Consider the following 24,444-nt stretch of genomic DNA (forward strand, 5'->3'; position numbering starts at 1 on the left):
ATTAAGTGGACGGTTAGAGACCCCCGGGCCTTCAGTTTCTCGGCAATTTCCACAAGCCTGGGCTCTGGACCAGCCAGAACAATCGCCCGGGGCCATTAACTGCCGCTAGCGAGATCTCATCAGAGAGCCATAAGCGCCCTTCTTCCTCAGAAAGCGAGACGGCCAGCATCGTACCCCGAGGACAGACCTGAATCAGGCGCCCGCGGATAGCAATAATGTTGAGCGCATCCTCAAGGCTAAAGACCTCAGCCAGGCATGCTGCAACATATTCACCAACGCTATGGCCTAGCATAGCCCGGGGAACGATTCCCCAGGATTGCCAGAGCCTGGCCAGCCCATACTCGATCACAAACAGCGCTGGCTGAGTGAGCCAGGTTTCATTCAATTGCTGACTAGCAACCGTTCTTTCGCTGTCCCCGGCAAACAAGATCTTGCGCATGTCTACCCCAAGCACTGGTTCAAGTAGACGAGCACAATGATCCACCTGGCTCCTGAAAAGCTGCTGGGTCCGATAGAGCTCACTGGCCATCCCCACGTGTTGAGAGCCCTGGCCCGGGAATAAGAAGACAGGCGATCGCTCTAATGCTGTCTCTGCTCTCGGCCCTGCCTGGCTGCGCATCTTGCCAAGTTTCTGGCTAAACTCTTCTGCGCTGTGCCCTACGAGAGCCACGCGCTGTGAAAATGCTTTGCGGCCAACCTGAAGTGTATAAGCCAGATCAGCCAGTTGCAGGGCTGCCCCCTGCTGCTGCACATATTCAAGGAGCCGCTGGATATTCCCTTGTAAGGAGCGTTGGTTCTGCGCCGAAAGCACCAGGAGTTGAGGGAGCTGCTCGCCTTCTTCTAGCCGCATCTCTTCTGGCGCTTCTTCAAGAATAACGTAAGCGTTTGTCCCCCCCACACCCAGGGAATTGACGCCTGCTCGTCGCAGCCCTTCACGCGGCTGCCAGGGCTGTAGGCGAGTGTTGACAAAAAACGGGCTATGGGCAAAATCGATCTTGGGGTTAGGCTGCTGGAAATGCAAACTTGGGGGTAGTTGCTTGTTCTGTAACATCAGAACTACCTTGATCAGGCCAGCGACACCAGCGGCGGCATCGAGATGGCCGATATTGGTCTTGACGGAACCAAGTGCGCAATATCCTTGTGCCTGCTCACCCCGTGCCCGAAAAGCTTTGCTCAGTCCACGCACCTCAATGGGATCGCCAAGGATGGTTCCTGTGCCATGAGCCTCTACATACGAAATGCTGCCGGGGGCAACTTTGGCCACGCTCAGCGCTCGCTCAATAGCTTCTGCCTGTCCTTCGCTGCTCGGCGCTGTAAAACCAATTTTATGGGCTCCATCGTTATTAATGGCTGAGCCTTTGATAATAGCGTGGATGGTATCCCCATCGCGTAGCGCTTGGGCAAGGCGCTTGAGTACAACCAGCCCGGCCCCTGTTCCCGCCGCTGTTCCTCCCGCCTGCGCATCAAAGGCGCGTGCATGACCGTCAGGCGACATGATCTCCCCAGGCTGATAGAGGTATCCTTCTTTGAGCGGCGCCTGGATGGAGACTCCTCCGGCTAGCGCCAGCTCACATTCTCCCTGTAGAAGGCTCTGGCAAGCCTGGTGAATTGCCACCAGCGAGGTTGAACAGGCAGTTTGCACGGTGACTGCTGGCCCGCGCAGATTCAACTTATAGGCTAGGCGTGTGGAGAGAAAATCGTGATTGTTGGCGAGCAGAATCTGGTACATACCAACTTTTTTTATCTGCTCCTTATGATGATAGAGATTGTTGAGCAGATAGGTACTTATGCTTGAGCCAACATAGACTCCGATCCTGCCGGGATAGCTCTCAGGGTTGTACCCGGCATGCTCCAGGGCCTCCCAGGCGCATTCAAGCAGGATGCGCTGTTGCGGATCGAGCGTCTCGGCTTCACGTGGCGAAATGCCGAATAAAGGCGCGTCAAAGTAGTCGGCATTCTCTATGATGCCTTTTGCTGGCACAAAGTCAGGATGATCGAGCTCTGCTGGATCAGCGCCCTCTTCCAGCAGTTCGCCACGGCTGAACCAGCTAATGCTCTCGACGCCGGTCCTGAGATTCTCCCAAAATTCCTTGAGCGTATTCGCGCCGGGGAAACGCCCGGCCAGGCCGACAATAGCAATCTCTGTTTCACTCTGTTCGGGCACGCTTGCCGGCTGAGCTTCCTGTGCAGAAGCGCTCTGATCCTGCCCTGGAGCACTTAATTCCCGCAGCCGTCCGGCCAGAGTGCGCACTGTTGGGTAGGCAAAGAGATCAAGCAGTGGAATATCAATGGCTGTTTGTTTGACAATCATCTCATGCACACGCAGCAAAAGCAGCGAGTGGCCACCCAGATCAAAGAAATTCTCATCAAGGCCGACAGGATCTGTGCTGGCAAGCAATGAGCCCCAAAGAGCGGCTAGCCACTGTTCCAGGTAGGTATCTGAGAGCTGTGTTGGAGCATCTAGCCGTGCCGGAGACGCTCCAGAGGGAGCCTTGAGGGATGCGGCTAAAGCGCGTCGGTCAACCTTCCCGCCGGGAGTCAGCGGGAGGGAATCGATGAGAATATAGTGCGTTGGGAGCATGTAGGTCGGCAGAGAGCGCTGCAAAAAGAGCCGCAGATCGGCGGGGGATGGCGCTGCTTCACGCTCGGCCACCAGAAATGCCGCGAGGTGAAAATCTCCAGGTGTGATCTCATGGGTAAGCACGATGGCCTCGTGCAGGGCCGGATGGCGCAGAAGCGAAGCCTCGATCTCTCCCAACTCTATGCGAAAACCGCGCAGCTTTACCTGCGTATCCTTGCGACCAAGAAACTCCAACTGCCCATCTGAGCGATAGCGCACCAGATCCCCGCTACGATAGACACGTTCAACGGGTAAACCAGGCAGCGCTAGCTCAATAAAGCGCTCGCTGGTCCACTCAGGATGGCCGCGATATCCCCTGGCAACCCCTTCACCACCGATGAAGAGCTCTCCTACCACGCCTGGAGGCACCGGTTGCTGAAAGCGATCAAGCACATACAGGTGAACATTAGGCAGCGGGCGACCAATGGGAGGAGCTTGACGATGCTCATCCAGGGGATCTCCTGGCTCTATCAGGGCAGCAGTTGCGATGACAGTAGCTTCGGTCGGCCCATAGGTATTGAACAATTGAAAGGGTAACCCGGCGGGAGGATACAGGTGAAGCGCATCGCCGCCTGTATCCATGGCACGTAGCGCTGCCTGGGCGGGCCAGGCGAGCTTGAGTAGCTCTTCAGCCACCAGCGTAGACACCCAGCTCACAGCGATTTGCTCATGTAGCAACCAGTCGCGTAAGTGAGACGGAGAGAGTCGTTTCTGCTCATCGACGAGCCAGAGGCTTGCCCCGGCCGTCAGAGGGGGCCATGTCTCCATCACCGAGACGTCGAAACCGAGCCCGGCCATATGTGAACAGCGCTCACCGGCTGTAATGTGGTAAATCTCCTGCACGGCTGCAGTTATATATGCCAGATTAGCGTGGGTGATCTCCACTCCTTTGGGCACCCCTGTTGAGCCAGAGGTATAGATGACGTAGGCCAGGTGCTCTGGTTGGGATAGAGCCAGAGCGGGCAGCGCGATCTGCTCTAATTGCGAGGATTCCTTCTGTGCAGAACTGTCTAAAGAGAGTACAGGTAGCCCCTCTTTCGCCAGGCGAGCACGTAAACCTTTTTGCGTGAGCACTGCGATCACGCCAGCGTCCTCAAGCAACCAGCGCAGCCGTTGTGTAGGGAGCGTTGGGTCGAGTGGGAGATACGCCCCTCCAGCCAACAAGATAGCCAACTGAGCTACTATCAACTCGGGCGAACGCTCAAGGCAGACGCCAACCAGCATATTGGGACCCACGCCTAGCGCCTGTAGCTGTACAGCAAGTTGCCAGGCCTGAGTCGTCAGTTCGCGATAAGTGAGTTGGTGGAAAGTGCCAACGACAGCCAGGGCCTCGGGGGTACGGCGAGCTTGTTGCAGAATCATCTCAGGCACCAGCAGATGACGCGGATAATCCAGCAGCGTTGCATTCCAGGCCAGCGTGTAAGTGGAGAGTTCCTGTTGTGAAAGCATGGGAAGCGTCGAAATGGGACGCTCTGGCTCAGCCACAATTGCCGTGAGTAAGTTAGTGAAATGTTGAGCCATGCGCTCAATTGTGGCAGTTTGAAAGAGATCGCTGCGATACTCAAAAATCGCCGTTAGACCAGATGCTTCCTCCTGGATTGAGAGCGACAGATCTGTCTTGGCTGTCTCGTGCTGATGGTCATGCAATGTGCAGGTGAGGTCCGGCAAGGCAAAGGGGATAGGGGCATCCTCAACAGAAAAAAGTGTCTGAAAGAGCGAGACTGAGTTAGCCATGCGCTCTGGATGCACCGCCTCAACGATCCTGGAGAAGGGGACATCTTGCCGTGAATAGGCATCTAGAGCCGTTTGTTTGACACGCTTGAGCAGGTCGCGAAAGCCTGGCTCGCCTGTAAGATCCAGGCGCAAGATGAGCGTGTTGATCAATAGCCCAATCAGGGGGACCATCTCCGCACGCTTCCTGATGGCTGCGGGCGTAGCAATACAGAGATCATCTTGTTGGCTATAACGTGCAAGCAAGATGGCAAAGCAAGCAAGCAAACTCATAAAGAGTGTCGTGCCCTCCTGACGAGCCAGGACCTTGAGTTGGCCCAGGAGCTCCTCCGGCAAAGAAAACGTGTACAGCCCTCCTTTTTCGCTGCTTTGGGCCGCCCAGGGAAAATCGGTAGGCAGGGTCAGATGAGGCAGTTCTCCCCCTAGTTGCTCTTTCCAGTAAGCGAGCTGGGCCGCGAACTCGTCGCTATGGAGCTGTTGTCGTTGCCAGCGGGCAAAGCCTGGATAAGAAAGTGCCAGCTCTGGTAGTGGAGAGGTTTGTCCTTGCAAAAAAGCGCGATAGAGGATCTCCAATTCTTTAAGGAAGACCTCAAGGGAAAGCAGATCAAAAACAAGATGATGCACGACAAAAAAGAACCAGTGCTCCTGTTCATGCAAGCGTAGCAGCAGGCAGCGAAAAGGCGTTTCCTTGGCCAGCCGGAACACATGGACGCTTTCCTCTTGAATGATTTGCCGCGCACGCTGCTCGGCTTGAGCGGCGGATAGAAAGCTCAGATCAATGGTACGCAACTTTGCGGGTTGAAAGGGCTGGATCACCTGCTGTGGCTCACCTGCATCCGAAAACGTGAACAGCGTGCGCAACGGCGCATGGCGGCGTACAATTTCCTGGATACTCCTTTCCAGCACCTCCGGCCGTAACGTGCCGCGCAGGCGCAGACTATGCGGCATATTGTACTGAACATTTTCTGGCTGCAGTTGAGAGAGAAAAAAGAGCCCTTCCTGGAAAAGAGAAAGCGGATGAACTACATCGTTAGCCCCGGCCTTCTCTTGCAAAGCCTTCAAAAGTAAATGGCGTTTCTCCTGTTGGGTTATTTTCTCTGTATGATCACTTTTCATTGGAAAGTCTTTCTTCATTAGTAGTCTTGGCCAAAGCTGCAAAAAGTCGATTAATATCCTCATCCGTCAGAGCAGAAAATTCGGCAAGGAGATCCTGAGCTGCAGCAGGATCAATTACGGTCTCAAGCCGGCGCTGAAATACCTGCTGTTGCTGTTCGAGCAGCTCGTCAATCTTGCTTGCCAATTCCATAATCGTTGGAGTTTCGAACATAGAGCGCAGTAACAGATCAATATGCCAGATCTCACGAATTCTGGCCACAATTCGAGCTGCTAGCAGGGAACTACCTCCGAGCGCGAAGAAGTTGTCTTTAATGCCAATCTGCGCATGCTCCAGAAGGCTCTGCCAGCACTCCACCAGCTTTGCTTCTGTCTGCGTACGCGGGGCAAGGTAGTTCTCCGATGTTTCAGTTTCTGGCAAGGTCAGCTCAGCCAGCGCGGCGCGATCATATTTGCCGTTAGCAGTTAGAGGCAGCGCGGGCAAGCTTACAAAGGTGCTTGGGATCATATAGGCCGGAAGCCTCTCCTGAAGATAGCTGCGTAGTTCAAGCTCGGAAGATGATCGACCGTGCTGATACACCACGGCAGCCAGCAAGCGCTGATCATTGGCATAGCTTCTCACAACGACCATAGCTTCATGAATTGCAGGATGCTTAAGCAAGATGTCTTCGATCTCCCCCAACTCGATACGGAAACCTCGCACTTTTACTTGCTGATCGAGACGGCCCAGGAATTCAAGCGTGCCATCGGAACGAGCACACACCAGATCCCCTGTCTTATATAGCCGAGCGCCGGGTGTATGTGGGAAAGGATTGGCAATAAAGCGCGTTGCGGTAAGTTCAGGGCTATTGAGATAGCCCGCTGCCAATCCGTGACCGCCCAGATAGAGCTCTCCAGGCACGCCAACAGGCAGCAGTTGAAGATGAGCATCAAGCACATACGCCTGCGCATGACCAATGGGGTGACCAATAGGAATGTTGGTGGGCAAGGCCGTGCGCGGACAAACCCAGTAGGTTGCGTCGATACACGTCTCGGTTGGTCCATACATGTTGATAAGCTCGGCTGTGCTAGTCGCGTAAAAGCGCTCGACCAAACTAGCAGGCATAGCTTCCCCGCCACAAAAAACGCGGCGCAAAGTTGTACATTGTGAGAAATCGCGCTGTTCAAGCAACATGACAAGAAGCGCGGGTACGCTTTGCAGAATGCTTACCCTCTGGCGTTGGATGATCTTGATGAAGTATTCAGGATCATTGTCTTTGTCGGGTGGCATCAGGACAAGCTTTGCCCCCAGCACTAACGGTGCAAAAATCTCCCACACCGAGACATCAAAACTTTGAGAAGTGTGTTGTAAAACGCAATCTTCACTGCTCAAGGGAAAGCGCTGTTGCATCCAGGACAGGTGATTGAGTACAGCCCGCTGCGGCATCACAACCCCTTTGGGTTGTCCTGTCGAGCCAGAAGTATAAATCACATACATATCTGTGGTGCTCTCAACTGAGATTGCAAGATTAGCTTTGCTCTGCTGCTCTGTTTCAGTCCCCAGGGTATCCAGGTAGACAGTCTGCCCTTGAACTTGTGGGAAGAGCGGAGCCAGCCAACTTTGGGTGATCAGCAGCGCGGGATGAGCATCCGCCAGGAGAGAGGCCAGACGCTGAGGGGGATACGCCGGATCCAGGGGCAGGTATGCTGCGCCAACTTTGAGAATTGCCAGGAGGCAGATCACCAGAGCAGGAGAACGTTCAAGCGCCACACCAACCAGCGAACCTGTCCTGACGCCACGCGCCAGCAAGCTACGTGCAAGTTGATTGGCCTGCTCATTGAGCTCCTGGTAGGACAGAGCGACATCTTCAGATATCAGAGCGACCTGTCCTGGCCTCTGCTGCGCCTGCGCTTCAACCAGAGTGGCGATCGGCAGTTGTAAAGAACCGGCAAAGGCTGTAGCATTCCAATCATAGAGTTGCTGGAGGCATTCTGCCTCTGATAAGAGTGGTAAGCTGGCAACCGGCTGATCTGGATTGGCAACAATTGCCTCTAAAACGCGTTGAAAATGGCCTATCATACGCGCAATGGTTGCCTCGGCAAACAGCTCGCTATTATATTCAAACAGTATACGTAGCCCCTGTTTGCTCTCGATAGCTTCCAGGGTAAGATCGAAGAGCGAGGTTCCGATATCCAGAGCAACTTGCTGGCTCGTCAATTGTGGCAAGCTAAGCGCAGCAAAGTCTTCATTTTGGAAGGCGAACATGACTTGAAAAATGGGATTATGACTCAGCGAGCGCTCTGGTTGTAGCAATTCCACAACTTGCTCAAAGGGCAACTCTTGCTGAGCGTACGCAGCTACAGCAGTCGCATAGACTTGCTTGAGAAGCGCCAGAAAACCGGGAGCAGCGGAGAAATCCATACGGAGGGCCAGCGTATTCACGAACATCCCAACCGCCTCCTCAAGAGCAGGATGGGAACGGTTGAGCGCAGGAACGCCAATCGCAAAGACTTCTTGCTTGCTATAACGGTACAGGAGGATAGCCCAGGCTGTCAGCAGGGTCATAAACAGAGTGACCCCCTCTGCCTGACTTAGCGCCAGCAAGGCTTGAGAAAGCTGCGCAGGCAAGACAAATAGCTTTTGCGCTCCATGAAATGCTTGCCTGGCAGGTCGGGGATAATCGGTGGGTAAGGAGAGCGTTGCAGGCACGGACTTTAACTGCTCTTGCCAGTATGCTGCTTGCCGAGCAAAGAAATTGCTGCCGGCCAACTCGCCCTGCCAGGCGGCAAATGCCAGTTGGTGAGGTGGCAGGGCAGGCAAGCTTACCGGCTGGCCAACACAATGCCCCTGATACAGGGCCGCCAACTCGCGCAAAAAAATCGCTACGGATTGACCATCCGAGATGAGGTGATGCAGCGTCAGAAGCAAGAGGTGATCCTGCTCCGCAATCTGGACCACTGCGGCGCGTATGAGGGGGCCTTGCTCAAGATCGAAGGGCTGTCGGGCTGCCTGACGCAGCCACGCCATAGCTTGTCGCTCGCGTTCGCTGCTCGATCCGCTCTCTAGTTTCAACAGCTCAAGTGTAAGGGCAAGTTCGGGAAGCACACGCTGTATTGGTCTTTCTCCCTTCAAGGGAAAGACCGTACGCAGAGCAGGATGGCGCTTTATAAGATCATTGATACTCTTCTCCAAGCCTACAAGATGTAACGGTCCAGACAAACGGTAGGCCAGGATATTGGTATAGAGCGGCTCATCAGGCACAAGCCGTGAGAGGAACCAGAGCGCCTTTTGACCTGACGACAGCTCATAATGCTCACTGGCGCTGACTGGCAATAGAGGTGGAAGGCTTTCAGCTTGCTCTAGCGAATCTATCAACGCTGCCTGCTCACCTAAAAGTGGATGCTCAAAAAGTTTGCCATAGGAGAGATCGACCTGGAATGTCTCTTTAATCGCTGCAACTAAGCGTACGGCGAGCAACGAATGCCCTCCCATGGCGATGAAATGCGCGTCGCGGCCAGGGCGAGAGATGCCGAGGATACGCTCCCAGAGCAAGGCGAGTGTCAGCTCAGTTTCCGTCAGTGGCGCTTGTTGCGGAAGCGCATCGCCAGCTTCCTGCTCCAGCCGAGAGACGAGAGCGGATCGATCGATCTTGCCATTTGCCGTCAGTGGCATAGCTTCAAGTTCGACAAAAGCCGCGGGTAGCATATAGTCCGGCAAGTGCTGTCCGATAAAGGTTCGCAGTTCTTGATAGCTCGGCTTTGGCCCATTGTCATAGACCAGAAACGCACACAGGCGTTTTTGTCCGGGCCTGGCTTCATGGGGCAGAACCAGCGCTTCACGGATGGCTGGATGCCCTAGCAGCGCCATCTCGATTTCGCCAGGCTCGATACGAAAGCCCCGAAGCTTTACCTGCTGGTCCTGGCGACCGAGAAACTCCAACTGTCCATCGGGCAAAAAGCGTACAAGATCTCCCGTGCAATAGACGCGTTCAGTTGTCTGATCTGGCAAGATCAGCTCAATAAAGCGCTCATTCGTCCACTCAGGATGGCCACGATATCCTTTCCCCACGTTCGCGCCGCCTATTGCCAGTTCTCCTACTTCGCCAAACGGGACTCTCTGGCGCCTGTTGTGGTCAAGGATATACAAGCGAGTATTGGCAATAGCTCGACCAATGGGAGGTGCTTGAACAGATTGCACTCCTGGCTCGATTAGCCCCACAGTTGCTACAACAGTACATTCAGTTGGCCCATAGTGATTGAAAAGCTGAAAAGGGAGATTCCGGGGAGGATAGCGATGGAGCACATCGCCCCCGGTTAACAGGCAGCGCAGGGTAGTTTGTGTTGGCCAGGCAAGCAGCAACAGTTCCTCGGCAAGAGCGGTAGGCACAAAACTCAGCGTGATCCGCTGCTCTACTAGCCATGAGCGAAGCAGTTGTGGTGAAAGGCGGGTCTGCTCATCAACAAACCACAAACTGGCACCCGCCGCCAGGGTTGGCCAGGTTTCCCAGACGCTGGCATCAAAGCTCAAACCCGCAAGATGGCTGCAGCGATCAGCTGCCGTCAGGTTATAGCAATGGAGGTGCCATGCGACAAGGTGCATCAGGTTAGCGTGGGTAATCTCTACACCTTTAGGAAGGCCTGTCGAGCCAGACGTATAGATGACATAGGCCAGCTGATCTTGTCGCCAGGCTGGCCAGCCCTGTAGATCATGCTGCTCAGTCTCCTCTAGCTTAGCGGGCTTTTCAGAGCTCTCGTCAAGGGAGAGCAGGGAAACCCCATCTTCTAGCAGATGGCCACGCAGACTCTTCTGCGTGAGGACCACTGCCGCCGCAGAATCGCGAAGCAAAAACTTTACCCGTTCCTTGGGCAGCCGCGGATCGAGCGGTAGATATGCTCCCCCAGCCAGAAATACGGCTAATTGTGCAATCACCAGATTCAGCGAGCGCTCAAGATAGATGCCGACCAGCACATTGGATCCAACGCCCAGCCCACGGAGTTGCATCGCCAATTGCCCGGCTCGGATCGTCAATTCGCGGTAGCTCAACTGATCAGGCCCACATACGGCCGCAAGCGCATCAGGTTTGGTGTGTGCTTGCTTCAAAATGAGATCGGGAACAAACAGAGCGCGAGGATAATCCAGCTTAGCTGTTTCCCAATTACATCTAATAGTATTACTCATGGCTAAATGATCCTGCCTCCAAATGTGTCATATCACCTGTTGACTGCGCATCCTGGTGTCCATCAGAACCCTGACTATCTAAATTTCGAATAGCAGGGATCAGGAAACCCACGAGAGGTAAAAGGACGCCAAAGATCAGACCTGTGGAAACCATTGCTAGCGACATAGAAGCGCCATCGCCGGTGCCAAACAGACCTCCAACCAGATTGGCCAGGCCCTGACCCGGCTGCATGGCAGGCCCGATTACGATTTGAACGAGAAAGGTGGCAAGAAAAGCTGAAATAGGGACCGTACCTTGCGATATCAGGCGGATAATCCCAAAGACGCGTCCCTGAACATGCTCATCCACATTATCTTGCCATATCGCAGAGCTCAGCGTAACAGCAATCATATTCAGCACACCCGCCATAAAACGTCCCACCAGCCAGAGCGGCAGTGAGCGCCCCAGGCCAGCCAGAACAAAACCGAACGAGGACATCACGCTCCAACTGAGCAGGATAATAGGAATACGCTTTTTGGGTCCCTTCCAGATTGTGGCAAAAATTCCGCCGATGAGATTGCCAATACTCACTGCCGCAAGGGCAAAACCGAGGATCTGCTCACTGTTGTGCGTAAACACCAGAACCATCGGCCTGAAAACCCCTTGGTAGGTGCCATAGGCCACATTGATCGAGGTAAAAAGCAAAACCGTCAGAAGCACGCTCGGACGCACCAGCAGATAGCGAAAGCCTGCTACAACGTCAAGCAACAATGAACCAGGCACCTCGCCTGTTGACTCGGGTTGAGGAATATGAATGAGTGAGATTGCCAGCACAATCACGGCAAAACTTGCCAGGTCGATCAGGAGAACGCCGTCCAGTCCGATGAGGGCAAGCAGGATACCCCCAAGGGCGGCTGAGATGATTTCAGCTAAGTTCCATGCTGTCTCGAACATCCCATTCGCCCGACTCCGTTGCTCTGGCTCAACCATCATAGTAATGCTCGCCATGTAGGCAGGAAACTGAAAAGCTTCGAGGGTTCCAAGCACCAGGCCGAGGATAGCGAGATGCCAGATCTGCAACTGATTAGCCTGGTGGAGCAGCAGAATCAAACCTGTTGTTATGCCGCCAATGATATCAGTGACGATAATGGCCTTTTTGCGATTCCAGCGGTCAACTAGAGCCCCTGAAAAGAGGCTTACACCTACAACGGCAGAAAAGGAGGTTACTGTAATTAAGCCTGAAGCAATGGTTGAACCAGTGGTCTGCCATGCCCAGGTAATCACAGCAAATTGAGTCATGAGCGTTCCGCTAATGGAGAGCATGCTTGCAAACATGGCCAGGGCAAAAGGGCGATACCATGTGTGAGAAGACGAAGCCTTTGACATGCAGTTTACTCCTTCATCGTAGAAATACAAGCATCCAAATATAATTAGATGCGTTTATACTGTATATTGCGATATAAACAGCATTTCCTGATTATTTCTTTTGAGATAGCAAAATCTGCCATAATAGTTTCTCCTTAAATAAATGATGGTACGGCGCTAGACTTTTTTTCAAACTATTTCTTAGTAATTCGTTTCCATATGTCTTTACGTAATAAGGTTACAGTGCATGCTTTGGCTAATAGATGCTTGATGAGCTGCAAAGAGCCTTCGCAGATTCTCCACAATCATGAGATTGATCAATACTCTCTGCCATATCTTGACAGATGATGGAAGGGCAACAGCCCGCTAAGTGAGCCCGAGGAAGCGTCTGCACTCCACTTCCGGTGCGCTCACTTCCAGCCGCTCTTGAAATTCCCTCCAAAAAGGCTTGATAGAAGCCTTGCTTTGCTGCTATACTTCTTTTAGTTTTAGATCGACATATCAATCGAATAAGAGGAAAGTGAGAAGTGTCACCTCGTTCCGTAGAGGCGAATCAACGCTTACATGAAGAGCAAAGAGAACGCATCCTTGCAGCTGCGTTGCCTGTCTTTCTGCGCAAGGGTTTGACCGCCACCAAAATGGCCGATATTGCGGCGGCGGCTGAGATGGGCTATGGTTCTGTCTATCACTATTTTCCTGACAAGGAAGCCATTTTTACTGCCCTTATCCAGCGCGAAATGCAGTTGGGAATGCAGCATGCCAGGGAAGCGGTAGAACGCCCCGGCACCCCTTGGGAACGCCTTGAGTGGTGGCTGTCGCGTGCTATGACCTGGGTACGTAAACGCCCAGAGGTGCTGGTGTTCATGACCCAGGTATTGGTCAACGAACCGGCCCATGAGCAACTGCGCGGCCTGGTCTACCAGTTGAGTCGTGTCACTCAAACTGAACTGCAGCAGCTCATTGTGCAGGGGCAGGAGGCCGGGCAGGTGGTGGCAGGCAATCCTGACCAGCTCGTCAATGCTATTCAATCCTGTCTGCAAGGATTCGCTATCCAGGCGGCTTTTGATCGAGAGCTGGTGGAGGAGGGTTTGCCTGATGCCCAGATGCTTCTGCGCATTCTCAAGCCGTAACGTCAACGGAAAGGCATACATCAGCCTCCTGGAGAGGTTGTTTCTGCATGTCATACGCTCATATAGAGGTGGTAATGACGGCACTTCCTGTTCTTTAGAGAGGAGAAATTCTTATGCAACCTCAGTTTTACACTCGCGTTTATTCCACAACAGATATCTTACAGTTCTCGTCCTGGTTCCAGCAGATGCGCACGCATCATCCCGTTTTCTATGATGAGCCGAGCCAGCAATGGCAGGTCTTTCGGTACCGGGACGTCGTTGCTGTGTTGACAGACACGGCTCACTTCTCTTCGCAGCACAATACTCAAGCCGGATCTTTCTTTGAAGGGACCGTGATTGCTAAAGATCCGCCAGAGCACCGTCACATGCGCAATCTGGTGAATCTGGCCTTTACTCCACGGGCGATTGGCCGACTGACCCAGACAATTACCTCCATCACTCAGGACCTGCTTGAGCCGATCCTGCCCCTGGGACATATGAATGCTGTCTCAGACCTGGCTGTGCCTTTACCGGCCAGGGTCATTGCTGCCTTGCTTGGCGTTCCAGCCCAGGACTGGGATATCCTTCAGCGGTGGGCACAGACGGAGCACCTCACGTCCCAGCAGAGACCGACCAGTCCCCAGGCTTCTCAGCAGTTCCTCCAGAATCTGCAACAGGAGATGTTTGCCTACTTTGCTGCTCTGCTCAAAGAGCGGCGCCGTACCCCGGGTGAGGATATCCTCAGTCTGCTCAGCCAGGCGGAGGTGGACGGCGAACGGCTCAGTGAAGACGCGCTTCTGCGTTTTTGTGTGTTGCTCTTAGGGGCAGGACAGGAGACCACGAGAAATCTGATCGCCACCTTTCTCTGGTGTGTCACGGAAGACCCGGCGTTGCTCCAGAGGTTGATTCGTGAGCCGGAGATGGTACCAGCAGCGATAGAAGAAGTGCTGCGCTACTTGCCACCTATCTGGTCTCTCTCACGTCGAACGACCACAGAGGTTGAACTGGCAGGACAACGTATTCCAGCTCATCAGACTGTGCAGGCCTGGATCAGCTCAGCCAACCGCGACCCGGAATACTTCTCGCGCCCAGATCAGTTCGATATCCAGCGGAGTCCCAATCGTCATCTAGCGTTTGGGCACGGCATCCACTTTTGTCTTGGTGCACCGCTAGCCCGGCTCGAAACGCAGATTGCTCTCCCGCTGCTCCTTTCCCAATTGAAAGGTTTGCAACGCGTAAGAAATGATGAGCCGATTACAGCGACACTCGCCCCACTCCTGACCATCACCCGTTTGCCACTCTCGTTCCAGCCATCCAGTGGGCAGAATCAACTTTAGTCTGACTGCATATCTTCATGTTGAATGTAGGTACTTTTGCCTGGGTACATACATCTCTCTGGATGAAGATATCTCAGGAAGGAGAAAGCAACAGTGAAGGACACTTCACAATACAGCTCCCATGGGGACAGAGAGACAGTACCTCACGCACACCGGTTTTCCGAACGTACGCTTGCCTCTACTTTAATAGGCACGATGCTGATGACATTTATTGCGGCTCTAGACCAAACTATCGTCGCCACTGCCTTGCCCCGCATTGTCGCTGATCTGCAAGTCTTTGACTTAATTGTCTGGGTCACTACACTCTTCCTACTTACTTCGACCGTGACTATCCCTCTCTACGGCAAACTTTCTGACCTGTTTGGGCGCAAAACCATCTTCATGGTGGCGCTCGTCTTTTTTCGTCAACTCGGACAAAGCATTGGTCTGGCTGCTCTTGGAGCTGTGGTAACAACCTCCTACATTCCAGCATTCTCTGCGGCCCTGCCGGCAGAGCTGAAACAGCACATGCCGTCTCGACTCCTGGCGATCTTCGAGAACCTGTTGGTGTTGCTCTCTCCAGACATCCTGACTCCCATTCGCGCTAGTTTTGCGCACGCCGGAGCACAGGGGCTTGCCACTTTCGATCAGGAAGCGCTGCCCACCTTCCAGCGTTGTGCGCTTTGCTGGGCCTGCCACATGGCCGCGTACCGGCCACCTCGCGCCAGCAGCTGAGCATGCGTACCTTGCTCAACAATATGTCCGTCCTCTAATACCAGGATGCTATCGGCGTGCATGATAGTCGAAAGGCGGTGCACTGGGCAACCAGGTGATCAATGGCCTGCTGAACTGCCACTTCACTCTCGGTATCTAGAGCGGATGTCGGCTCGTCGAGCAACACGATGGGAGCATCTTTGAGGATTGCCCTGGCTATTGAGATGCGCTGGCGCTCGCCACCGGAGAGGCGAGCCCCACGCTCCCCAACGATTGTGTCATAGCCCTGGGGAGGGTCAGGATGTAGTCAGGGCCCGGGCTACTCGAGCCGCAGTCTCAATCTCTTCGTCTGTGGCCTGGAGCCGACCCAGGCGGATATTTTCGCGCACAGTATCCTGCAGCAAGAATGTTTGCTGAGACACGAAGGCTACCTGGCGCATCAGCACCTCACTCGTCATTTGACGAACATCGACGCCGCCCACTTCGATGCTCCCGGCGTCAACATCCCAGAAGCGTAGAAGCAGGTGGGCCACTGTGCTCTTTCCTGCACCCGATGGTCCAACCAGAGCCGTCACTGTACCGGGTGTTGCTGTGAAGCTCACCCTGTCAAGCGCAGGTTGCTGGCGACCACGATAGGTAAAGGTAACGTCTCGAAACGTAAGTGAGGCATCACGCGGCTCCTGTACCTGCTCTGGTTGTGGCAAGGGTGGCTCGGCCAGTATCTCGCTGATGGATAGTGCCGAAGCTCGGGAGAGGGTCAGCAGGTGCAAAAGCCACGTAAGCGGCATGAGCGCTTCACTTAGACCGGTTGCCAGGAAGAGGAACTGAAGCAGCGTTGCCAGATCAGACAAATCTCATTTTCGTCTATCTTTTGGGGAGCCTGGCGAATCGGACCTGGGCCGCAATCTGGTTAGTCTTACCGTGGCTGTTTGTTGGAGAAGTGCTGGCTCTGCTCTCAGCTCGTACCCTCAATGTCTTGCAACTGGGCGATGAGGTTGCAGAGAATCTGGGGCTGAAAGTTGTTAGGGTCCGCCTGCTATTTCTTGTATTGGGCATTGCTCTGGTGGCTGCGGTTGTGGCGGTTTGTGGGCCTATTGCCTATATCGCGTTACTGGCTCCTCACCTGGCGCGTCGAATGCTCAATACGGATGATGCACGCCTGGTTCTACCCTTGGCTGCCTTCCTTGGAGCAGGGCTGCTCGTTGCAGCGGATCTGCTGGCCCGTGAGGTACTGGCACCTGTTGAACTCCCGGTAGGCGCCTGGACAACGCTTGGTGGGCCGGTGCTGCTGGCATTATTGCGGAAATGCACTCACGAGGTTTTATGTTGATGCGTTTGTTTTACCTGTCTTCTCAATTTAAGAAGAAAATACGACGTTTCCCAGCGCTCATACTCATCACCTCGCTGCTCGTCTTTCTGGTATTTACGCTGCATATTGCGCTGGGCAGCATTTCGCTCTCTTTGAGCGATACCATAGTCGCGCTTTTTCACCCGAGGGCAAACGCGTTGGCGACTATCGTGATCTGGCATCTCCGTCTCCCACGGACCTTGATAGGGCTGATGGCTGGAGCCATGTTCGGTCTGGCAGGAGTTCTGCTTCAATGTATTACGCGCAATCCACTGGCCGAGCCAGGAACTATGGGGATCACTTCAGGTAGCATTCTTATGATCGTTGCCTGGTTCTCCTTTCTTCCCATTAGTGCCCAGAGCATACTTTTCCTACCACTTGTCGCCTTTATCGGGGGTCTGGGAGCAGGGGGCCTGATCTATATTCTTAACTGGTATGGCAAGACTGATCCTCTTCGTCTGGCTCTTCTCGGCGTGGTTGTCAATGCCGTGCTACAATCCGGGACAGTCCTCCTCTTGATCTTCAGCCATCAACTGCTGGATGGCCTCCTTCTCTGGCTCATCGGTTCTCTCAATGGGCGGACCTGGGATCATTGGGCTGTCCTCTGGCCGTGGGCTGTCCTGACGTTTCCTCTCGCTATCGCTAGCGCCGCTGTTGCCAACGCTTTGAGTCTAGGCGATGAGGTTGCACGTGGACTTGGCCTACGCGTAGAAGCGATGCGAGTGCTTTTATTTCTTCTGGCAACGCTGCTGGCTGCCGCTGCGATCTCTGCTATGGGAGGTATTGCTTTTATTGGCTTGATCGGACCACATATCGCGCGTAAGCTGGTTGGCAGCGATAATCGCCGTGTTTTTCTTCTCAGTCCGCTGCTCACCGCGGGATTGCTTCTGGTTGCTGATATTATAGCCAGACTTCTGCTGCTTCATATTCCTTGGTTTAGCAGCGCCAGCACGCTCCCGGTTGGTGTAGTTACGGCTCTCCTGGGAGCACCTTTCTTTTTGTATCTCAGCAGCTACACAGCAAAAAGGAGTCGGCAGGGATGAAGACTGCGCATACTTCAGTAAAACAGCATTGTTTGCAGGTCGAAGATATCCGTCTGACCTATGGTCAATGGCTTGTACTAGATCACCTTTCGCTCGATATTGTGACGGGACCATTACAGCGCTGCTTGGCCCAAACGGCTCCGGGAAATCAACGCTCCTGAAAACGCTGGTCCGCCTGCTCAAACCCGACGAGGGCATTGTCTATCTTGATGGTAAGGCGATCAGTCGCATGCCAACGATTGAGGTTGCACGCAGATTGGCCATCTTACCGCAGAGTTCCATTGCACCGACAGGTCTGGGCGAGCTTGTAGAACAGAGGCGTTATCCCCATGCCGGTCCTCTGCGCATGCTCCGACGACAAGATCATCAAGCCATTGAGGAGGCGTTGACGTTAACCGGGCTTACAACTTTTCGTCAACGTGCTCTTGACACGCTTTCCGGTGGTGAACGTCAGCGTGCCTGGATCGCGCTTGCCCTGGCTCAAGCCACGCACATTCTCTTTCTTGACGAACCAACAACCTTTCTTGATATTGGTCATCAGCTCGAAGTGCTTCATCTCGTACAACGCCTGAACCGTGAACGAGGCATCACTATCGTCATGGCTCTTCATGATCTCAATCAGGCGGCACGTTTCGCCAATACGATGGTTGTCCTCAAAAACGGCAAGATCGTCAAACAGGGCAAACCAGCCGATATTCTCAACGGATCGCTCCTCGCTGAGGCTTTTGCCGTACAAGCATATATTGTGCGTGATCCTGTCACCAATGCTCCATTTTGTATTCCCTACGGATCTCTTCCAGAATAATGATGAGCTTGCTGACCATTTTCAGAGAGTGGCGGCTGCGCTGTTCTTTTTCATGGATCATGCTCTCTGCTAGAGCGTGTCCAGGAAGGCTTGCCAGGCCGATCTGTTGAGCAAGCAGGGAAAGATGGGAGAAATTCTGAGAGGATAGGGAGAGAAGCGAACGGACGTTGAGGGGGATTTATCTGCCCCGGGAAGGCTGGGAAGCCGATGGAAGTATATCCTTCAGCTCTCTCAGATGAAGAGTGTGCCATTCTTGAACCGTTGATTTCCGCCTGAGAAGCCTGTCCATCCTAAAGTGGTCAAGGAACTCTTCGGCTATAGTGATATCTCCATGACCTTGCGCCTGTAAGCCCATGTCGTACCTGGCATGCACCAAGAGGCTGTGGAGCACGTAGCGGCCTGCTTGACCCATCCTGCTCAGCTCACTGCTGTCAAGGTTGCTCTCACGCCCTTGCTCTTGGAACAAGAGGAGCTGCTCAAGCCCGCTGCGAAGCTGGGCGAGGTGGTATGTTCACCTCTTCGTTAATGTCTAGTAGAATAATGGTCAATTATAAGACGTCACCGCACCCTCATAGATGCCTGCTTCTGGCCTCTAGAGACAATGGTATCTCTCGCCGTTTCACCAGACATCTTGCGCACATACCCATAGATGTCCTCTCTCCAGAGGTGCTCGACAACTACATTGTCTAACGTGCCCATCCCAGCCGATGCGAATCTGTGCCAACTTTAAGAGCTCGATAAACACCTGGCCCGTAAACTGATCCCCTTGATCTGTAGTAAAAATCTCTGAGCATGGACCCGCTGCAGTACTCGCTCTCATGCCTCTAAACAGATGCTGGTATCCCTTGGATTTGATACCTCCCTGGCCAGCACAAGTAGAACGAGCAGCTTGAGCCACATATGTTATGATAGAAGCGTGCTTTAGGATAGTTTATCAAGTGCAAGGAGTATATTCATGGCTAGCACACCGCCTACAGGATTTAAAAGATTACCTGATAGTGAAAGAAAATTACCTGCCAGCGCCCATATAGTTGGACCCGTAAATCCAGATGAGCATCTTGAAGTAAGTGTCTATTTGCGTGCTCCAGCGGGAGAAAGAGCAGGTGACAACGCCAGCCAGTATGCCCAGCAGCCAGGTCCTCGTATGAGCAGGCAGGAATACGCAGCCAGATATAGCGCCTCTCCTGATGATCTTGCTAAAATCGAAGCCTTTGCACAAGCCCACAATCTGAAGGTTGTAGAGGAAGATCCAGCCAGTAGAAGAATTGTACTGGCTGGCACAGCCGCGGCGATGATGCAAGCGTTTGCTGTTGAGCTTCAACGCTACGCTTATAAAGGGGGCGTATTTAGAGGTCGTGTGGGTCACTTGCATCTTCCCACAGAACTTGAACCGCTAGTTGCAGGTGTCTTCGGGCTTGACGACAGGCCACAGGCACAGCCGCGCTTTCGTTATGGTAACTCTACAACCAGATTTCCCCTGGCAAATACTGACACAGTTTCCTATACTCCACCGCAGCTAGCTAAGCTTTATGAATTCCCGCAGGGCCTTGATGGGAGCGGTGAATGTATCGCACTTATTGAGCTTGGAGGGGGATACTCTGAGCAAGACCTGGCAACCTACTTTAAACAATTGGGTATTCCTACGCCACAGGTCACGACCGTCTCGGTTGATGGAGGAGAGAATAAGCCAGAGGGCGATCCAAGAGGGGCAGATGCCGAGGTTGATCTGGATATAGAGATCGCAGGTGCCATTGCCCCCAAAGCACGCATCGTAGTCTACTTTGCACCAAATACTGACCGTGGTTTTCTGGATGCCATCACCCAGGCACTACATGACACAACCAATAATCCATCGGTTATCTCGATTAGTTGGGGAGCTCCAGAGTCAAGCTGGACCAGCCAGGCAATGCAGGCTATGGATCAGGCATTTCAGACGGCTGCAACTCTGGGAATTACCATATGCTGCGCCGCAGGGGATAATGGTTCAGGGGATGGAGCCAGCGATCAATTAGCCCATGTAGATTTTCCAGCTTCAAGTGGCTATGTCTTGGGATGCGGTGGTACACGCCTCTCCTCCTCAAACGGCAAGATTACCGCAGAGGTTGTATGGAATGACACAACTGCTGGAGGAGGTGCGACAGGGGGTGGCGTGAGCGAAAATTTTGCGCTGCCTTCCTGGCAAACAGATGCACATGTTCCACTCTCCATCAATAATCAGCATGCTGGTCGGGGAGTGCCTGACGTAGCTGGAAATGCCGACCCTCAGACAGGATATCAGATTTACGTTGATGGACAAAGTACTGTTATAGGTGGCACAAGCGCTGTAGCTCCGTTGTGGGCTGGTTTGATCGCCCTGATCAATCAAAAGCGGGGGCAGGCAATTGGCTTTTTAAATCCATTTCTTTACAAGAACTACCAGCAGCTTACCCAGAACAAAGCGCTGTACGACGTGACTAGCGGTAATAACGGAGCTTATACAGCCGGTACTGGTTGGGATGCCTGTACCGGCTTAGGTACGCCAGTTGGAACGCAATTGCTAAATACGCTGATTACTTCTCAGTCCTAGAAACAGGTTTTTCCTGCTACGCGGACGCTGAATACACTAGGAAGTTATCGTTGACGTGCTGCCTTAGCTTCGTATAAGTGCAGCATGTCACCGCGTAGAATTTTAGTTCTGGCTTGCTATCATGGAAAGCTGCGAGTTTTTAGGGACCAATGTTTCTCTTTGCTTATGCTGATCTTTGCATAACTCTGGCCTGTAGAAGCTGCTGCTTCATAAACCTCTCCATCACCATTAGAGGCGAGATCCAGAATACCTCCTATGCTGAGGAAGTATAGCATCATTTTTCACCTTCCTTTTTGTCTTATTGAGTATTCATGTATAAATTTGCGGAAGTTAGCTTATTAATATGAAAACATGAAATAATAAGGTGAATCTCAAAAGTGCAATCATTATATAGAAAAAATTAGCCTGTTAAAAAATGATGCAATAAACGTTGTAAGTAGTAGGAGCAGATCAGAAAAAGCGAACTAGCTTATCTTCCTGCTTCTGGTTGAGTAGTGGTAGTGGATGTTTATAGTGGAAGGAAAGAGCACTATGACCACAGAAGTGACCCCCGATGGCACGTTCTTTACTCCGCAAGACAATACTATGAGCGCAGAATCAGCGTTTTTGATGCAATTAACTGAATCCGATGCTGATCCCCTTGCCTCAGTTCTCACCCAGCATAACGACAATATGCGTACCGGGGCAAGCTTGCATGAAGTCATCTTGAAACCCTCAAACGTCGGACCCGACAAATTTGGCATGCTCTTTAAGCGGGAAGTGCGAGGCCAGATTTATGCGCAACCACTTTATCTGCCCAACGTCCCTATCCCTGACAAAGGAGTTCATAACGTAGTATATGTAGCAACAATGCATAATATCGTTTATGCCTTCGATGCTGATCATGCCCACCATAGCGAACCGTTATGGAGAAGAGATCTAGGAACTCCTGTGAGCTTACCTGATCATAATATAGGTCCTCTCGTCTACAGAGATGCTGTCGAAGAGATTGGCATCCTCAGTACGCCCGTCATTGATCCAGTCAGAAAGCGACTCTATGTAGTCGCAATGCATCGCAGGGGAAATCGACCATATACAGATGGCTCATATTCTCATTTCCTCTATGCCCTGGATGTGCGAACTGGCGATATTATTCACGCAGTAAAAATCGAAGCGAGTGTCCCCGGCCAAGCCTCTAAAAATGAGAGCGGGAATGTCATCTTTGAAAGCGTGCGGCAGGATCAGCGTCCCGGCCTAACATTGGTTCACGGAAACATCTACATCGCTTTTGCGGCCTTTGGGGACAGAAAGCCATACCACGGTTGGGTGCTTGCCTATAGCGCTGAAACTCTGGCGCAAGTAAGCGTATATAACACAACTCCCCATCATAAAAGCGATAATGAGGCTGGAATCTGGCAGGCAGGTCAAGGCCTGGCTGTAGACCCGGAAGGCTTCCTGTACTTTATGACTGGCAATGGTACCTTTAGACCTGACGGTTCAGCACTTGGAGATAGTATAATCAAGCTAAATAAAGATCTGAAACTGGTTGACTGGTTTACCCCCTATAATACCGAGATACTCAATGCCATTGATATGGACCTTGGCTCAGCAGGCATGTTGGTAATTCCACATACACGCTATGCGCTCGGTGGCGGCAAAGAAGGAAAGTTTTACCTCCTTGATCGTAGTCGCCTGGGCCACTTCAACAGGAATAATGATAACCAGATTCCACAAAATTTCTACGCCAGCTTTCCCATTGATCCAAGCGTTCCATATACTAATGATTCTAAGAAATCTATGCACATTCACGGCGGCCCTCCCTACTGGGTAGGACCTGATGGAAAAGGTTACATCTATGTCTGGCCAGAGAATGACTACCTGAAGTCCTTCCGCTTCGATGGCAACCGCTTCCATACAGAACCAGCCTCGCAGTATAAGTTAGATGTACCCGAGGTACGCGGTGTACGTGGCATGCCAGGAGGAATCCTTTCCCTCTCTGCCCATGGAAACCGCGATGGAATCCTCTGGGCTTCGCATCCCCTCTACGAGGATGCTAATCAGAAGACAGTCGAAGGCATTTTCTATGCTTTCGACGCCACTAATCTGTCGGAGCCCCTATGGAGCAGCGAGATGCGCCCCGAACGCGACTATCCGGGCAATTTTGCTAAATTCTCGCCACCAACAATCGCTAACGGTAAAGTCTACCTTGCAACCTTTTCTAACTATCTAGCCGTCTATGGACTACTTACGCCGCATAATCCTAGCAGATAGATTGTAAGTCCCTTTGCTTGCAATTGGCTCCTCGCTCATCCTTTCAGGATGCATATGCGCGCTTTGCGCATATGCATCTGCTCTCCAGGCAAGATGCACGTTTATACCCACTATTCTCGCTACGAGAAGCAGCCTTATGAAATAGCAAAGAAATTTACTTTCGTCATTCTCCGGCAAACTACGGCGCATCAAGTGGGATTGGTGCGATAGCGTATTGACAATGCGCAAAAGCCTGCTGCGCTGTTAACTGGTTGGATATTAGCTAGCAAGCTAGTAAGCTTTTCATGGTGGGGAGAGAGGCTACAAACAGGGTCAGTTTGGGCCGCATCACCGGTTAATAAGAAGGCCTGGCACCTGCACCCGCCAAAATCTACCTCGCGCAAAGCACAGCTACGACAAGGTTCAGGCATCCACTCAGTTCCACGAAAACGCTGAAATGCCTCGGATTCGTGCCAGATCCTAGACAGCGATTGCTGGCGTACATTTTCGAAACGTAGGGATGGAATCACGCTAGCTGTCTGGCAAGGTAACACATCTCCTTGTGGATTCACGGTTAAAAAACGGCGTCCCCAGCCATACATACATGGCTTTGGACGATCACTATAGTAGTCAGGCTTGATATAGAGTACCTCCATCTTACCGCGCAAGCGTACCTGCGCATCCGCCGCGATTGCCGTGGCCTTGGCAACTTGCGCGGAGGTTGGCATAAGCATCTCCCTATTCTGGAACGCCCAGCCTAGATATTGTGTATGGGCCAGTTCTAGTCGTTGAGCATCTAGCTCCTCTGCTAAATGAATTATCTGTTCAAGGCGCTCTAGATTAGCCCGATGTAGCACAACATTAATCGTTAGCGGCAAGTCCAGAGCCCTGACCATACGTGCTGCTTCTAGCTTATAGGCGTGCGCGTTTGCACCTGCGATAATGTTACCGAGGCTAGCTTCATCAGCCTGAAAGCTGATTTGCACGGTATCCAGCCCTGCGGCTTGCAAAACGAGAAGGCGTTGATAGGTAAGACCTCTTGCGCTGGTAATCAGATTGGTATACAACCCTGCAGCATGGGCATGAGAGATCATGAGAGACAAGTCTTTTCGTAAGAGAGGCTCACCACCTGAGAAGTGCAGGTGCAGTACACCCAATTCACGAGCCTCTGCAATTACACGAACCCATTCATCAGTACTTAGCTCATCATGAGTTTGAGTAAACTGTATGGGGTTAGAACAGTAGGGGCAATGAAGCGGACAGCGATACGTTACTTCCGCCAACAGGCCAAAGGGACGATAAGTATTTTGCTCCTGTTGAGTATGAATCATGAAATTTCTGTCTCCT

The 24,444-nt window shown here is 52.7% G+C and carries 15 protein-coding genes; 9 read left to right on the plus strand and 6 right to left on the minus strand.

Going from position 1 to position 24,444, the window contains the following annotated elements:
• Positions 1–31: 31 nt before the first annotated feature.
• From EPA93_RS15885 to EPA93_RS15895, 3 genes are read right to left on the minus strand one after another with little or no spacing between them, the layout of a single operon-like run.
• A complete protein-coding gene (locus tag EPA93_RS15885) occupies positions 32–5,467 on the minus strand; it encodes a hybrid non-ribosomal peptide synthetase/type I polyketide synthase (RefSeq protein WP_165423156.1) in 5,436 nt (1,811 codons plus the stop codon).
• Complete coding sequence (locus EPA93_RS15890) at positions 5,457–10,622, minus strand: non-ribosomal peptide synthetase (RefSeq protein ID WP_129888451.1); 5,166 nt, start codon at positions 10,620–10,622, stop codon at positions 5,457–5,459. The genes EPA93_RS15885 and EPA93_RS15890 overlap by 11 nt, the downstream gene beginning before the upstream one ends.
• On the minus strand, positions 10,615–11,988 hold the full coding sequence (locus tag EPA93_RS15895; RefSeq protein WP_129888452.1) for an MFS transporter: 1,374 nt from the start codon (positions 11,986–11,988) through the stop codon (positions 10,615–10,617). Before EPA93_RS15895 ends, EPA93_RS15890 begins: the two co-directional genes overlap by 8 nt.
• 506 nt (positions 11,989–12,494) lie before the next feature.
• On the opposite strand from EPA93_RS15895, the gene EPA93_RS15900 reads away from it, so the two are divergent.
• The 3 genes from EPA93_RS15900 to EPA93_RS15910 all read left to right on the plus strand — a co-directional run bounded on the left by EPA93_RS15900 (position 12,495) and on the right by EPA93_RS15910 (position 15,127).
• The gene (locus tag EPA93_RS15900; RefSeq protein WP_129888453.1) at positions 12,495–13,097 is read left to right on the plus strand and encodes a TetR/AcrR family transcriptional regulator; all 603 of its coding nucleotides are present in this window, start codon (positions 12,495–12,497) and stop codon (positions 13,095–13,097) included.
• Between the two features lie 113 nt (positions 13,098–13,210).
• On the plus strand, positions 13,211–14,413 hold the full coding sequence (locus EPA93_RS15905; protein WP_129888454.1) for a cytochrome P450: 1,203 nt from the start codon (positions 13,211–13,213) through the stop codon (positions 14,411–14,413).
• Positions 14,414–14,506: 93 nt separating this feature from the next.
• Complete coding sequence (locus EPA93_RS15910) at positions 14,507–15,127, plus strand: MFS transporter (protein WP_207229564.1); 621 nt, start codon at positions 14,507–14,509, stop codon at positions 15,125–15,127.
• Positions 15,128–15,161: 34 nt separating this feature from the next.
• Here EPA93_RS15910 and EPA93_RS50965 read toward each other — a convergent pair whose 3' ends face one another.
• Positions 15,162–15,380 carry an ATP-binding cassette domain-containing protein gene (locus EPA93_RS50965; RefSeq protein WP_207229668.1) on the minus strand — a complete coding sequence of 73 codons (219 nt, stop codon included), beginning with the start codon at positions 15,378–15,380 and terminating at the stop codon, positions 15,162–15,164.
• Positions 15,381–15,402: 22 nt separating this feature from the next.
• Positions 15,403–15,957 (minus strand): ATP-binding cassette domain-containing protein, encoded by a 555-nt coding sequence (locus EPA93_RS49115; protein WP_207229565.1) that lies wholly within the window; start codon positions 15,955–15,957, stop codon positions 15,403–15,405.
• Between EPA93_RS49115 and EPA93_RS15920 the strand changes: the two genes are divergently transcribed.
• From EPA93_RS15920 to EPA93_RS15940, 6 genes are all read left to right on the plus strand, one after another.
• A complete protein-coding gene (locus EPA93_RS15920) occupies positions 15,942–16,436 on the plus strand; it encodes a FecCD family ABC transporter permease (protein ID WP_165423157.1) in 495 nt (164 codons plus the stop codon). The two genes, EPA93_RS49115 and EPA93_RS15920, sit on opposite strands and share 16 nt — an antisense overlap.
• Positions 16,430–17,497 (plus strand): FecCD family ABC transporter permease, encoded by a 1,068-nt coding sequence (locus EPA93_RS15925; RefSeq protein ID WP_165423158.1) that lies wholly within the window; start codon positions 16,430–16,432, stop codon positions 17,495–17,497. The genes EPA93_RS15920 and EPA93_RS15925 overlap by 7 nt, the downstream gene beginning before the upstream one ends.
• A complete protein-coding gene (locus EPA93_RS49835) occupies positions 17,494–17,658 on the plus strand; it encodes a hypothetical protein (protein WP_242527568.1) in 165 nt (54 codons plus the stop codon). Before EPA93_RS15925 ends, EPA93_RS49835 begins: the two co-directional genes overlap by 4 nt.
• 5 nt (positions 17,659–17,663) lie before the next feature.
• Entirely contained in the window at positions 17,664–18,302 is a 639-nt protein-coding gene (locus EPA93_RS15930) for an ABC transporter ATP-binding protein (protein WP_242527504.1), read from the plus strand.
• 955 nt (positions 18,303–19,257) lie between these two features.
• On the plus strand, positions 19,258–20,868 hold the full coding sequence (locus tag EPA93_RS15935; protein WP_129888457.1) for a S53 family peptidase: 1,611 nt from the start codon (positions 19,258–19,260) through the stop codon (positions 20,866–20,868).
• A 531-nt stretch (positions 20,869–21,399) separates the two neighbouring features.
• Positions 21,400–23,118, plus strand: a complete 1,719-nt coding sequence (locus EPA93_RS15940; protein ID WP_129888458.1) for a PQQ-binding-like beta-propeller repeat protein — start codon at positions 21,400–21,402, stop codon at positions 23,116–23,118.
• A gap of 188 nt (positions 23,119–23,306) precedes the next feature.
• Here EPA93_RS15940 and pqqE read toward each other — a convergent pair whose 3' ends face one another.
• Positions 23,307–24,428, minus strand: a complete 1,122-nt coding sequence (gene pqqE, locus EPA93_RS15945; RefSeq protein WP_129888459.1) for a pyrroloquinoline quinone biosynthesis protein PqqE — start codon at positions 24,426–24,428, stop codon at positions 23,307–23,309.
• Positions 24,429–24,444 lie beyond the last annotated feature (16 nt).

The organism is Ktedonosporobacter rubrisoli (assembly GCF_004208415.1).
Taxonomy (GTDB): domain Bacteria; phylum Chloroflexota; class Ktedonobacteria; order Ktedonobacterales; family Ktedonobacteraceae; genus Ktedonosporobacter; species Ktedonosporobacter rubrisoli.